We start from the raw sequence: 12,960 nt of genomic DNA on the forward strand, positions 1-12,960 counted from the left end.
CGGTTATTTTTTATTTATGGCTAACTATCCGTTTTCTTTTTATCAGGTACAACAACACTTCCGCTTCCGTAATAAGTAGGCACTTCCCCTTGAACGATGCGCGTCGCAATTGGAACATTTTGTTTCACTTTTATTTCTTTCGTATGAAATGGAATAATGACTTGCAACGTAACTTCCATCTCCATAATAATTTGAATCGCTGTCGTATTGATTCCGTGCGGCTCAATTTTTTGTTTAATATCCGTATTTACATGACCAATCGTCGTGAAATCAATTGGAATATCGGGTCCGATATTTCCAAGAAGCGCATTATTTGTTACACGACCAAACGGAACTGCCATCGTTGCCCCATTTTTTTCAGAAATACCTAGTCCCTTCAAATTCCCTTGTTCTACTTGCTGTAAATACTTTTCTATGTATGTGGTCGTTGACGTTACGATTTCATTTACTTGCTTCGTATTTAAATTAATTGTGGATACTTTCCCGTTTTTATCATTTTGTACTTTCATTAATGAATCGACATCGAATCCCTCATCAATTCTATCTTTTACCGCCTTCGTCATAACCGCTGTCGCCATTTTATGTGTCTCTACTTCTCCATATTTCATTAATGTCGGCTGAATGCTACTATTCACAATCCATAATCCTTGCACGAGTAATATGACAAAAAGAATAAACGACATAAGCAGTATGTGCCGAAAGGAAATAGGCCCCCTTCGAAACCGCGAATTTTTCGAACGAAATATACTCATAAAAAACCCTCCTTCTTATATCATTTCTATGCAAGAAGGAGGGACGATATATGCTTATCTCATTTTTAATAATGCTTCTTTTCCGATTGTGCCAGCCGTAATACCTAACGCTTCGGCTTCAATCGTTACTGATTCTAGCGGTGCTTCAAGAAGTTGTTCAATCGTTCTTACACCAACCGCGCGACCAGCAATAATACCACGATCCCCTAACTTCTCATTTAAAAGACCTACATCTAATGCACCGCACATAATATATCCTTTATCGCTCATTACAGCTAGCAAATTTGTCTTTGGAAGTTTGACGCTAACCGCAATAAACGTATAATTATCGATTATAATCGGCTCTACATTAACCATAGTTCACACTCCTCTCTTTCTTATCTGTATGACAAGAGAAAAATGAGTGTTACAAGTTAACTAGCCTATAGTTTGACAGAAGATGTATAAGTTATTAACATGTCTGCTAACACATCTCTAAGTAGTTCTGGCATATAATATTGTTTGTCAGAAAGTGTGGATAGCTCTGGGTATAAGTAGCCAAATGTAAACATATCAATCGTTCCTACCGTATATATACGTTCTAATTCCAGCGATTCCCCGTTAATTAATACATCTTCGAGTAAAATTTTATTCCCAGGAATCGTATCTGGAATGACTTCTACACCAGCGTAAATCATTTTCCCCATTACTTTCCCCCGAAATCCAAACCCTTTTACCTCAAGGTTCTCCATATTCGGCCGACGTGCTTTCAAGATCACTTCTCTTAACGTTTTCCCCGGCACTTTTAATAGGCATGGATTAATTGGATGTGGACAAATTCTGTGAATATCTCCGCGCGTCACAACGCCTTCTTCTAATCCTTCAAGAAGTACACCAGCGTTCACCATGCCAATCTCTGCATCGCACCAGTTTTTCAACGCATTTGCTAACATGTGCGAAAATGCTGTCTCATGAAACCAATCAACCGGTAATGATTCCTTTAAATGAACAACAGGTTCTTCCATAATATGTTTACTTTCTTCCTGCAGCGCTTCAATTGTGGATAATGGTTTGTTATAAGCACCTAAACGTTCAGTCTTAATTGCTCTACCATCCTTTTTCAACAGCTTCTTCGTCTCTTTATCCACAGTAAGCTGAACGTGCCCAACGTAACGTCCCCACTTTTCACAACAACAAAGTAACGTATGATTCATAAGAACACCACGCTCAAATAAATGATGGGTATGTGCCCCTAAAATAACATCTATATCATAATGCTCCGCCATATGCTCATCCATACTTTTTCCAAGGTGAGAAAGGACAACCGTTATATGAGCCTCATCTCTCACTTCTTCTAAAATAGACTCTAAATGCTCAATTGGATCTTCAATATGCCAATCTAACATTTGATAAAACTCTGGATACGCAACCGTTAATCCGATAAAAGCAATCGTAATCCCATCTGTCGTTGTATGTAATTTATAAGGCTTTGCCCACTCTGGACGTACCCCTTCTTTTTCAAATAAATTTGCGACAAGCACCTCAAATCCAGCATCATCATATAGACGATTCAAATGCTCCTTCGCTAACGTAATTCCTTCATTATTTCCGATTGTTACATAATCATATAACGCCTCATTTAAAAGCTTCGTATTGCCAAGCCCATTCGTCGCTTCCGAAATACTATGAAAACGATCCACATGATCGCCGATATCTACAGTTAAAACAGTCTCTCCCGCTTCCTGTCTTCGCTTTTTCTCTCCTTGTACAAAGCGAGAAATTTGCGGCCAATTTTCAAAATGACTATGTATATCGTTTGTATGATAAAGGTGGATGATTGTTTCTTTATTTATATTCAGAGAAAAAACCTCCTCTCAGTTCCTTACTGCCATTTACGCTATGCGCACGCAATAATCCTGTAAATACTTTTCGTCTTTTCTTGCTATTTTACATTGTACTCGCATTGTGAGAAAAAGCAAAAGATTGCCCTTTTTATATGAGAAACTTTCTTTTTTAGTTGTTGGATTTGTTGGTAGAGCGGGGATTTGTCAGAAAGTTCAACAGGAGATTCGCAGGTCTTTTTTCAATTGGATTCACCAGTGGATTTGTCAGTATCTTTGCCTTACTTCCAGTCGGTCCCCTTTCATATAAAATGTTGCAGGGTATATGAAGAATTTCTTTTGTCGTAATTTGTTGATAAGTCGATATTCCTTGTCGAATCGTCGATATATTGAAATAATCGCCGATATATTCCGAGTTGTGATCGATATATTTGAAAAATCGCTGATATATTTAGTCAGAAACCCACCTGGGTATCTCGGCTAACCCCACCCCAAGCCCAACTCACACAATAAAAAAAAGCGCCCTGCACAGCAGGGCGCTTCCTTTATATATTATCCAGTTCCAGCGGCTAGAATGTTCGGTGGCTTCACTTCTTCCTATGAGGCAAAAAGCGCCTCTACGTCAGAAGCTCCATCCCCCTCACATTCTGGACGAGCCGCCTCCACTTTAAATATGTCCAGCTTTGCCTCCTAGACCCTCATGTCTAAGAACCTTCCGCACGAGAAGATAAAAAGCATCTTCTGTGCGAAAGAACCTTAGCCAACGGGTCTGAACAGTCGGCTCCGCATTTCTATTTAACCAATAGAACCTTCCATCTCAAACTTGATTAGGCGGTTCATTTCAACTGCGTATTCCATTGGAAGTTCGCGAGTGAATGGCTCGATGAAGCCCATTACGATCATTTCTGTAGCTTCTTGCTCAGAAATACCGCGGCTCATTAGGTAGAATAATTGTTCTTCTGATACTTTTGATACTTTCGCTTCGTGCTCAAGTGAAACGTAATCGTTTTTGATTTCGTTGTAAGGAATTGTATCAGATGTAGATTGGTTATCCATGATTAACGTGTCACACTCGATGTTAGAGCGAGAGTTTTTCGCTTTTGGTCCGAAGTGTACGATACCACGGTAAGTTACTTTACCACCATGCTTCGCAATCGATTTAGAAACGATTGTTGAAGACGTGTTTGGTGCTAAGTGAATCATTTTCGCACCAGCATCTTGGTGTTGGCCTTTACCAGCAATCGCGATAGATAATGTTAAACCACGAGCGCCTTCGCCTTTTAAGATAACTGCTGGGTATTTCATCGTTAATTTAGATCCGATGTTACCGTCAATCCATTCCATCGTTGCGTTTTCTTCACAAACCGCACGTTTTGTAACTAGGTTGTATACGTTGTTCGCCCAGTTTTGGATTGTTGTATAACGGCAATATGCATCTTTCTTAATGATGATTTCTACTACCGCACTGTGAAGTGAGTTAGTCGTGTAAACAGGTGCTGTACAACCTTCTACGTAGTGTACGTGTGCGCCTTCGTCTACGATGATAAGCGTACGCTCGAATTGTCCCATATTTTCAGAGTTAATACGGAAATACGCTTGAAGTGGTGTATCAACTTTAACACCTTTTGGAACGTAGATGAATGATCCACCAGACCAAACTGCAGAGTTTAATGCTGCGAATTTGTTGTCTGTCGGTGGGATTACTTTTCCGAAATGCTCACGGAAAATATCTTCGTTCTCTTTTAATGCGCTATCTGTATCTTTGAAGACGATTCCTAGAGCTTCTAGGTCTTCTTTCATGTTGTGGTATACAACTTCAGATTCGTACTGTGCAGATACACCAGCTAAATACTTTTGCTCAGCTTCTGGAATACCTAATTTATCAAATGTAGCTTTAATTTCATCAGGTACTTCATCCCAAGACTTCTCAGATTTCTCAGATGGTTTTACGTAGTACGTAATTTCATCGAAATCTAAGTCGTTTAAGTCGCCGCCCCATTGTGGCATTGGCATTTCATAGAACTTATCCAGTGATTTTAAACGGAAGTCTAACATCCACTGTGGTTCTTCTTTCATACGTGAAATCTCTTCAACGATCTCTTTTGTTAAACCGCGTCCAGCACGGAAAATCGAAACGTCTTTGTCTTTGAAACCATATTTATAATCGCCGATATCTGGCAGTTGCTTCGCCATGTTGGTGTGTCCCTCCTTAGATAACCTCGTTTTTAGGAACCTTTAACATTACTTATCTTCGTTTAAGCCCTTTTCTAACGCTTTCCACGCTAATGTTGCACATTTAATACGTGCAGGGAACTTGCATACGCCTTGTAATGCTTCAATATCTCCTAAATCGATGCTGTCATCGTACTCTTTTCCTAGCATCATGTCAGAGAAAATTTTAGAAAGCTGAAGTGCCTCTTCAATTTTCTTACCTTTTACTGCTTGTGTCATCATTGAAGCTGAAGACATTGAGATAGAACATCCTTCTCCTTCAAACTTCGCTTCTTGCACAATACCTTCTTCTACTTTCATCGTAAGTTGAATACGGTCGCCGCAAGTTGGATTGTTCAAGTTAACTGTAACACTATCTTCTAACACGCCATGGTTACGAGGATTTTTGTAATGATCCATAATAACTTGACGATATAACGTATCTAAATTATTAAATGACATTTGTGAAATACTCCTTTGTCTTGATTAGCGATTCAACAAATGTATCAATTTCTTCTTTTGTATTATATAAATAGAAGCTTGCACGTGCTGTTGAAGAAGCTTTCAGCCACTTCATAAGCGGTTGTGCACAGTGATGTCCTGCGCGAACCGCAATACCTTCTACATCTAATACTGTCGCTACATCATGAGGATGTACGTCTTCAATATTAAATGTAACAAGACCAGCGCGATGCTTTGGACCATAAATTGTAACGCCATCTACTTCTGATAGTCTTTCTAAAGCGTATTGCGCTAATTCATGCTCATGCTTTTCAATATTATCAAGACCGATTTCTTCTAGGAAATCAATTGCCGCACCAAGTCCGATTGCATTACCGATAATCGGCGTACCTGCTTCGAACTTCCACGGAAGCTCTTTCCAAGTAGATTCTTGTAAATCTACGAAATCAATCATTTCACCGCCAAATTCAATTGGCTCCATATTGTTTAGCAATTCTTTCTTACCATATAATACGCCGATACCTGTAGGGCCGCACATCTTATGAGCAGATAATGCGTAGAAATCACAGTTTAAATCTTGTACATCCACTTTCATATGAGGTGTACTTTGTGCACCGTCAACGACCATAATTGCGCCATTTTCATGTGCAATTGCTCCGATTTCTTTTACAGGGTTAATCGTTCCAAGTACGTTAGAAACATACATGATAGAAACGATTTTTGTATTCGGTGTAATTGTTTGACGAGCATCTTCTATTGAAATTGTCCCATCTGGTTGAAGCGGAAGATATTTTAAAGTTGCACCAGTTTTCTTCGCAACTTGCTGCCACGGAATGATGTTACTATGGTGCTCCATGTAAGAAATAACGATTTCATCGCCTTCTTTTACATTTTCAAGACCATAGCTAGCCGCTACTGTATTTAATGCAGTTGTTGTTCCGCGCGTGAAAATAATCTCTTCCATTGATTTCGCATTAATAAACTTGCGAACTTTCTCGCGTGCACCTTCATACGCGTCGGTAGCTTTCGTACCGAGCGTATGAACACCGCGATGCACATTAGAGTTATATTCTTTATAGTAACGTTCTAACGTTTCAATGACTTGAATTGGTTTTTGAGAAGTTGCTGCACTATCGAAATAAACAAGTTGTTTGCCGTTCACTTTTTGATCAAGAATTGGAAACTGTTTGCGTATTTCATGAATATTCATTAGCGAACTTTCCTTTCAATTACCTCAACAAGCTGTGCCTTTACTCCCTCAATTGGAAGCTCATTAACTACAGGTGCTAAGAATCCATGGATGACTAAACGTTCTGCTTCGCGTTTTGGAATACCACGGCTCATTAAGTAATATAGTTGAGTTGGATCTACGCGACCTACTGAAGCTGCGTGACCTGCCATAACATCATCTTCGTCAATTAAAAGAATTGGGTTTGCATCACCGCGTGCTTTCTCATCTAACATAAGAACGCGAGAAGATTGTTGTGCATTTGACTTAGATGCACCGTGTTCAATCTTACCAATTCCGTTAAAGATAGATGTTGCACTATCTTTTTGTACACCGTGTTTTAAAATCCAACCTTCAGAGTGTTTACCGAAGTGAACAACTTTAGTTGTAAAGTTTTGTGTTTGGTTACCACGGCCAATTGTTACTGTTTTTGTATCAGCATATGAACCGTCGCCCATTAAGTTTGTAACGTTCTCTGAAATTGTGTTTCCGTCATTCATAAGGCCTAGAGCCCAATCAACGCGGCCGTCGCGTCCAACAATACCGCGGCGGTTAACGTAAGTTGTTACGTCTTTTGCTAATAGATCAACCGCACCGAATTTCACTTGTGCGCCTTGTTCCACGATTACTTCTGCTACGATATTTGCAATACCTTTAGCATTTTCATTTGCAACGTAGTTTTCTACATAAGTTGCAGTACTGTTCGCATCAGCTACGAATAATACGTGGTTATATACGTTAGCTTCTTCGCCGTCTACTAAGAATACAGCTTGAAGTGGAGTTTCAAGAACAACGTTTTTCGGAACATATACGAATGCACCACCGTTGATTAATGCAGCATGAAGTGCAGTTAGACGATGCTCGTCTACCTTCACGCCGTCTTTCATTAAGTACTTTTGTACTAGTTCAGCATGCTCAGTTGCAGCTGTTACGATGTCTGTGAAAATAACACCTTTTTCTTTTGCTTCGTCTGCTAAAGAAACGAATGCAGTTGTACCAGTACGTTGCACTAATACACTGTTATTTTCATCGATTAAGTTTTTCACTGCTTCTGGAAGCTCTGTTAAAGAACTTACAGGCTCTTGCTTAGCAGCGTCGCCTTTTCCGATAAAGTCCCATTTGTCAATTTTCGTTTTATCAGGAGTTGGCATTGGAAGTTCAGTTGCTTGTGCAAGAGCTTGTAAGCGGAACTCAGTCAACCAAGCTGCTTCGTTTACTTCGCTTGCGCGTTGACGGATTGTTTCTTGATCGAAAGGTAATGTACCGATTGTCATGTTTATGCTCCTCTCTTACGCTTCTTGCTCTGTTGTTTCGTCTTCAATACCTAATTCTTTTTTAATCCAGTCGTAACCTTCAGCTTCTAGACGTTGTGCAAGCTCAGGTCCACCAGATTTAACGATACGACCGTTCATCATAACGTGAACGAAGTCTGGAGTGATGTAGTTTAATAAACGTTGGTAATGCGTAATCATTAGGCAACCGAAGTCTTCGCCGCGCATTTCGTTAATACCTTTAGATACAACTTTTAATGCATCGATATCAAGACCTGAGTCAATTTCGTCTAAGATTGCGATTTTTGGCTCAATCATCATTAATTGAAGAATTTCGTTACGTTTTTTCTCACCGCCAGAGAAACCTTCGTTTAAGTAACGTTGTGCCATTTCTGGATCCATTTCTAGGAATTCCATGTTTTTATCTAATTTACGGATAAATTTCATAAGAGAAATTTCATCGCCTTCTTCACGACGTGCGTTAATTGCAGAACGTAAGAAGTCAGCGTTTGTTACTCCGCTAATTTCACTTGGATATTGCATTGCTAGGAATAGACCTGCTTGTGCGCGCTCATCTACTTCCATTTCTAATACATCTTCACCGTCGATGATGATGCTACCTTCTGTTACTTCATATTTTGGGTGACCCATAATTGCAGAAGATAAAGTTGATTTACCTGTTCCGTTAGGTCCCATAATTGCGTGGATTTCTCCACCTTTTACTTCAAGGTTTACACCTTTTAAAATTTCTTTGCCATCAATTGATACGTGTAAGTCTTTAACCGTTAATGTAGAACCAGCCATCTCAATACCTCCATTAATCCTATATATACATTTTAAAAATTCCTAAAACGTTCATATTCTCATTTTATTCTCATTCTAATTTTATATCAAATAAAATGATATCGCAAACGACGAAAAAAAGTAACAATTTTTTCACAAATGTATATAAGTATTTCCTTCACATCTTTCTATGATACACCTTTCTTCTTATTTATATAAAGAAAAAAGGACTGGTAATTTTCCAGTCCTTTCCTTATATTTATTCACTTACCGGAAGTACAGCACCTTTATATTCTTTATTAATAAAATCTTGAATTTCTTTTGAATGCAGTACTTCTACTAGCTCTTTAATTTCTTTTTTCTTCTCGTCACCTTTACGAACTGCAATAATATTTGCATACGGAGAGTCTGATCCTTCAATCGCAATCGCATCCTTTGTTGGATTTAATTTTGCGTCAATTGCATAGTTTGAATTAATAAATAATGCATCACCTTCATTATTTTCATATAACTTTGGTGAAAGCCCAGGCTCTACATCTGTTTTAAACTTTAAGTTTTTCGGATTTTCTACAACATCTTTTACTGTTGCTTTCACAACATCTACTCCGTCTTTTAGTTTAATAACGCCGCCTTTTTGTAACAGTGCTAGCATACGGCCACGCTCCGCTACGTTATTACTCATAATCACTGTCCCGCCATCTGGTAAGTCTTTTAAGCTTTTATATTTCTTTGAATAAATACCCATTGGCTCTAAATGAATTTTTCCCGCGTTTACAATTTTATATCCTTTTTCTTGGATTTCTTTATCTAAATAAGGAATGTGTTGGAAGTAGTTCGCATCAATTTCCTTATCCGCTAACGCTTTATTTGGCAACACATAATCTTGGAATTTTTTAATTTCTAATTTAATTCCCTTTTTCTCTAATATCGGCTGTGCCTTTTCTAAAATAACAGCGTGCGGCACGTTAGAAGCTCCCACAACAAGCTTATTCTCCTCTTTCCCTCCGCAAGCAGCTAATGTAAATACAGACAACGCTGTAACAACTGACAATAGAATCTTTTTCATATGATGTCCCCTTCTCCCGTATAATTATGTAGTTATAAAAAAGGCTGGCATACACCAGCCCTTTTACAGCAATTATTCTTTTACAGGAACAACTGCCCCTTTATATTCTTTATTAATGAAGTCTTCGATTTCTTTAGAATGTAATACTTCTACAAGAGCTTTAATCTCTTTCTTATCTTTATCGCCTTTACGAACAGCTACTACGTTTGCGTATGGTGAATCATTACTTTCAATTGCAATTGCATCTTTTTCTGGGTTTAACTTCGCATCAATTGCATAGTTCGAGTTAATTAAAACCGCGTCGCCTTCTTTATTGTTATACACCTGTGGTAATAAACCAGGCTCAATATCTGTTTTGAATTTCAAGTTTTTCGGGTTATCCGCAATATCTTTTGGAGTTGCTTTAACTGGATCCACCCCATCTTTAATTTTTAAAATGCCTTCTTTTTGTAAAATTGCTAAACCACGTCCATGATCAGCAACTGAATTACTCATAATAATTGTCGCTCCGTCTGGAAGTTCTTTTAAGCTCTTATATTTTTGAGAGTATACACCAATTGGCTCTAAATGAATCTTTCCTGCTACTTCAAAATCATATTTTTTATCTTTCATTTCTTTTTCTAAATACGGAATGTGCTGGAAGTAGTTTGCATCTAAATCCTTATCCGCTAACGATTTATTTGGTAATACGTAGTCTTGGAATTTTTTCACTTCTAATTCAATTCCTTTTTTCTCAAGTAACGGTTTTGCCTTTTCTAAAATTTCAGCGTGCGGTACGTTAGAAGCACCAACAACTAGTTTCTTTTCATCGTTATCTTTCCCGCCACAAGCAGCTAACCCAAAAATTGAAGTTGAAATCAGTGCTGTCAGTAATAATTTTTTCATTTGAAACATCCTCCCGTTTTTTATTATCGTTTATCTATTCGAGTCGTTACACGATCACCAATCCACTGAATGAAAAATACAACTAGTAATACACAAATTGTCGCAACGATTGTTACGTCGTTATTTCCTCGTTGGAATCCTTCTAAATAAGCAAGTGTTCCAAGACCACCAGCACCAACAACTCCCGCCATTGCTGTATAGCCTACTAAAGCAATTGTCGTAACCGTAATACCAGATACTAATGCTGGTAACGATTCTGGAATTAACACCTTCAAAATAATTGTGCTTGTTTTTGCTCCCATCGCTTTTGAAGCTTCAATTACACCTTTATCAATTTCACGAAGGGCGATTTCAACCATTCTCGCGTAAAACGGTGCCGCTCCAATAATTAAAGCTGGAAGTGCTGCACTCGCTCCAAGAATTGTTCCAAGCAGAATCTTTGTGAATGGGATTAATAAAATGATTAAAATAATGAACGGTATCGAGCGGAAAATGTTTACGAACGCTCCAATCGCCGTGTTAACCGCTTTGTTTTCCCATAAATTATCTTTCGCTGTCATAAAGAGTAACAATCCTAAAATGAGTCCTAAAACAAATGTGGCAAGAGCTGCGATTGCCGTCATATATAACGTTTCACCCGTTGCTTCTAACATTTGATTCCAATCAACATTTGTGAGTAATTTATCCATGTGCAATCACCTCCAGCTCTACTTGATCTTGATGTATTCCCTCTATTGCTTGCTGAATCGCTGTTTCCTCACCATTTAAATGAACAACTAAACTACCGTAAGAGCCGTTATTCGTTTGTGCAATATTTCCTTGCAAAATGCTAACTTCTATATCACTGCGTTGCATCAATCTTTGAAGCACTGGTCTTTCTACCGCTTCACCGATAAACTGCAAACGAACTACTTTACCATCTGGATATTTCTCAATTAAACTTTCAATCGTTTCATTTGTATCTTCAGAATCCGTTAACTGCTGTACAAATCGTTTCGTAATGTCTTGCTGCGGATTACGGAACACATCAAGTACTGGACCTGTTTCTACAATCTTTCCTTTCTCCATTACCGCAACGCGATTACAAATCTTTCGAATTACGTGCATCTCGTGTGTAATGAGTACAATCGTTAAACCGAGACGTTTATTAATATCTAATAATAAATCTAAAATTTGATCTGTCGTTTCTGGATCAAGAGCTGACGTTGCTTCATCACATAAAAGTACTTGCGGATTGTTAGCTAACGCTCTTGCAATCCCAATGCGTTGCTTTTGTCCTCCGCTCAGCTGAGATGGGTACGCGTCTCCTCTTCCTTCTAATCCAACAAGATGAATTAGCTCATCAACGCGTTTTCTTCTCTTCGCCTTATCAACACCTGCAATTTCAAGTGGGAACTCAATATTTTCACGTACAGTTCGTGACCAAAGTAAGTTGAAGTGTTGAAAAATCATTCCGATCTCTTGTCTTGCCTTACGAAGTTCGCTTCCTGTAATCGCTGAAATGACGCGATTCGCAATTGTAATTTGACCTGAAGTTGGTTTCTCCAACTGATTGAATAATCGAATTAAAGAACTTTTTCCAGCGCCACTATATCCGATAACACCAAATATTTCACCTTTCTCTATTTTTAAATTGGCATTATCTACAGCAGTGACATCACCGCTTTTTGCTTTATATATTTTCTTTACATTCTCTAATAGAATCATGGTGTATCACCCCTTTTTTGTTTAGGTCGACTCCGCAATTTTTTATTTTTGATGCGTATAGCCCACCGTTATCATTACTTTTATTATTTGAATGTCCTCCACATTCAAACAACAAAAAAACCTTTCCGCTTTAGAGAAGCAGAAAGGTTTATATGCGTATATAACAACATTATCCCTCTCTCTCATCTCTCAAAGCATTTGCTTTGCAGGAATTGGCACCATTTCAACATAAGTTGACGGTTGCCGGGCTTCACAGGGCACAGTCCCTCCACCTCTCTTGATAAGAGAAATCAGATTACATTTTCGTCTGATTTGTAATTTATGAAATTGTCTATATTTTATGAATTGAATTGTATCAATATCCACACACCATGTCAACAGAAATTTTCGTAAAAAACGAAACTTCAGAATTTTAAGCACCTACTGACATTGGTTTACATATATGAAACATCGATTCAATTAATAACATCGTTCGATACGTTCCCGAATATTGTATACGTCCATCGTCCATTAACGTTTGCAATCGTACATTGCCATTCACCAATTGTTTTACATCTTCTTCATCTACACAAACGATTTGCTCCGTTCCTCTTTCTTCTTTCAACAGTTCTATATAATCTCTTGAAATTTGTAACGAACAACTTTCATCTCCAAAGCGGAAATTAACAGTTTTTTCTCCTTGTCTTAAAAGCGGCTCTAAATGATATTGACCATTAGCGTAATTTACAAATGATTGAAGCAAAGAATATAATTCCACTCTAAATCACATCCTTCA

Annotated in this window: 13 protein-coding genes and 1 riboswitch; all 13 genes read right to left on the reverse strand. The window is 38.2% G+C overall.

Annotated features, from left to right (window positions below):
• Positions 1–20: 20 nt before the first annotated feature.
• Entirely contained in the window at positions 21–752 is a 732-nt protein-coding gene (yunB, locus tag PDQ40_RS24815; RefSeq protein ID WP_002081169.1) for a sporulation protein YunB, read from the reverse strand.
• 54 nt (positions 753–806) lie between these two features.
• Positions 807–1,109, reverse strand: coding sequence for a YunC family protein (locus PDQ40_RS24820; protein WP_000248463.1), 303 nt, complete (start codon positions 1,107–1,109; stop codon positions 807–809).
• Positions 1,110–1,174: 65 nt separating this feature from the next.
• Positions 1,175–2,590: a bifunctional metallophosphatase/5'-nucleotidase gene (locus PDQ40_RS24825; RefSeq protein WP_218952492.1), complete on the reverse strand. Its 1,416-nt coding sequence runs from the start codon at positions 2,588–2,590 to the stop codon at positions 1,175–1,177.
• A 777-nt stretch (positions 2,591–3,367) separates the two neighbouring features.
• Entirely contained in the window at positions 3,368–4,765 is a 1,398-nt protein-coding gene (gene sufB, locus PDQ40_RS24830) for a Fe-S cluster assembly protein SufB (protein WP_001118823.1), read from the reverse strand.
• Between the two features lie 48 nt (positions 4,766–4,813).
• On the reverse strand, positions 4,814–5,245 hold the full coding sequence (gene sufU / locus PDQ40_RS24835) for a Fe-S cluster assembly sulfur transfer protein SufU (protein WP_000009523.1): 432 nt from the start codon (positions 5,243–5,245) through the stop codon (positions 4,814–4,816).
• Complete coding sequence (gene sufS / locus PDQ40_RS24840; protein ID WP_001020761.1) at positions 5,235–6,455, reverse strand: cysteine desulfurase SufS; 1,221 nt, start codon at positions 6,453–6,455, stop codon at positions 5,235–5,237. The genes sufU and sufS overlap by 11 nt, the downstream gene beginning before the upstream one ends.
• Positions 6,455–7,747 (reverse strand): Fe-S cluster assembly protein SufD, encoded by a 1,293-nt coding sequence (gene sufD / locus PDQ40_RS24845; RefSeq protein ID WP_000152165.1) that lies wholly within the window; start codon positions 7,745–7,747, stop codon positions 6,455–6,457. The genes sufS and sufD overlap by 1 nt, the downstream gene beginning before the upstream one ends.
• 15 nt (positions 7,748–7,762) lie before the next feature.
• Complete coding sequence (gene sufC, locus PDQ40_RS24850) at positions 7,763–8,548, reverse strand: Fe-S cluster assembly ATPase SufC (protein WP_000929157.1); 786 nt, start codon at positions 8,546–8,548, stop codon at positions 7,763–7,765.
• A 238-nt stretch (positions 8,549–8,786) separates the two neighbouring features.
• On the reverse strand, positions 8,787–9,593 hold the full coding sequence (metQ, locus tag PDQ40_RS24855) for a methionine ABC transporter substrate-binding lipoprotein MetQ (RefSeq protein WP_000722401.1): 807 nt from the start codon (positions 9,591–9,593) through the stop codon (positions 8,787–8,789).
• A 72-nt stretch (positions 9,594–9,665) separates the two neighbouring features.
• Positions 9,666–10,478 (reverse strand): methionine ABC transporter substrate-binding lipoprotein MetQ, encoded by an 813-nt coding sequence (gene metQ / locus PDQ40_RS24860; protein ID WP_000735115.1) that lies wholly within the window; start codon positions 10,476–10,478, stop codon positions 9,666–9,668.
• A gap of 23 nt (positions 10,479–10,501) precedes the next feature.
• Entirely contained in the window at positions 10,502–11,167 is a 666-nt protein-coding gene (locus PDQ40_RS24865; RefSeq protein WP_000359556.1) for a methionine ABC transporter permease, read from the reverse strand.
• A complete protein-coding gene (locus PDQ40_RS24870; protein WP_214328398.1) occupies positions 11,160–12,185 on the reverse strand; it encodes a methionine ABC transporter ATP-binding protein in 1,026 nt (341 codons plus the stop codon). The genes PDQ40_RS24865 and PDQ40_RS24870 overlap by 8 nt, the downstream gene beginning before the upstream one ends.
• 179 nt (positions 12,186–12,364) lie before the next feature.
• Positions 12,365–12,472: riboswitch (SAM riboswitch) on the reverse strand.
• Positions 12,473–12,597: 125 nt separating this feature from the next.
• The gene (locus PDQ40_RS24875; RefSeq protein WP_046198702.1) at positions 12,598–12,942 is read right to left on the reverse strand and encodes a hypothetical protein; all 345 of its coding nucleotides are present in this window, start codon (positions 12,940–12,942) and stop codon (positions 12,598–12,600) included.
• Positions 12,943–12,960 lie beyond the last annotated feature (18 nt).

It is taken from the genome of Bacillus cereus group sp. Bc061, assembly GCF_027715825.1.
GTDB lineage: Bacteria > Bacillota > Bacilli > Bacillales > Bacillaceae_G > Bacillus_A > Bacillus_A paranthracis.

Coding starts and splice junctions, on each gene's coding strand:
- yunB (WP_002081169.1), bottom strand. CDS start 752: ATGAGTATATTTCGTTCGAAAAATTCGCGGTTTCGAAGGGGGCCTATT.
- PDQ40_RS24820 (WP_000248463.1), bottom strand. CDS start 1,109: ATGGTTAATGTAGAGCCGATTATAATCGATAATTATACGTTTATTGCG.
- sufB (WP_001118823.1), bottom strand. CDS start 4,765: ATGGCGAAGCAACTGCCAGATATCGGCGATTATAAATATGGTTTCAAA.
- sufU (WP_000009523.1), bottom strand. CDS start 5,245: ATGTCATTTAATAATTTAGATACGTTATATCGTCAAGTTATTATGGAT.
- sufS (WP_001020761.1), bottom strand. CDS start 6,455: ATGAATATTCATGAAATACGCAAACAGTTTCCAATTCTTGATCAAAAA.
- sufD (WP_000152165.1), bottom strand. CDS start 7,747: ATGACAATCGGTACATTACCTTTCGATCAAGAAACAATCCGTCAACGC.
- sufC (WP_000929157.1), bottom strand. CDS start 8,548: ATGGCTGGTTCTACATTAACGGTTAAAGACTTACACGTATCAATTGAT.
- metQ (WP_000722401.1), bottom strand. CDS start 9,593: ATGAAAAAGATTCTATTGTCAGTTGTTACAGCGTTGTCTGTATTTACA.
- metQ (WP_000735115.1), bottom strand. CDS start 10,478: ATGAAAAAATTATTACTGACAGCACTGATTTCAACTTCAATTTTTGGG.
- PDQ40_RS24865 (WP_000359556.1), bottom strand. CDS start 11,167: ATGGATAAATTACTCACAAATGTTGATTGGAATCAAATGTTAGAAGCA.
- PDQ40_RS24870 (WP_214328398.1), bottom strand. CDS start 12,185: ATGATTCTATTAGAGAATGTAAAGAAAATATATAAAGCAAAAAGCGGT.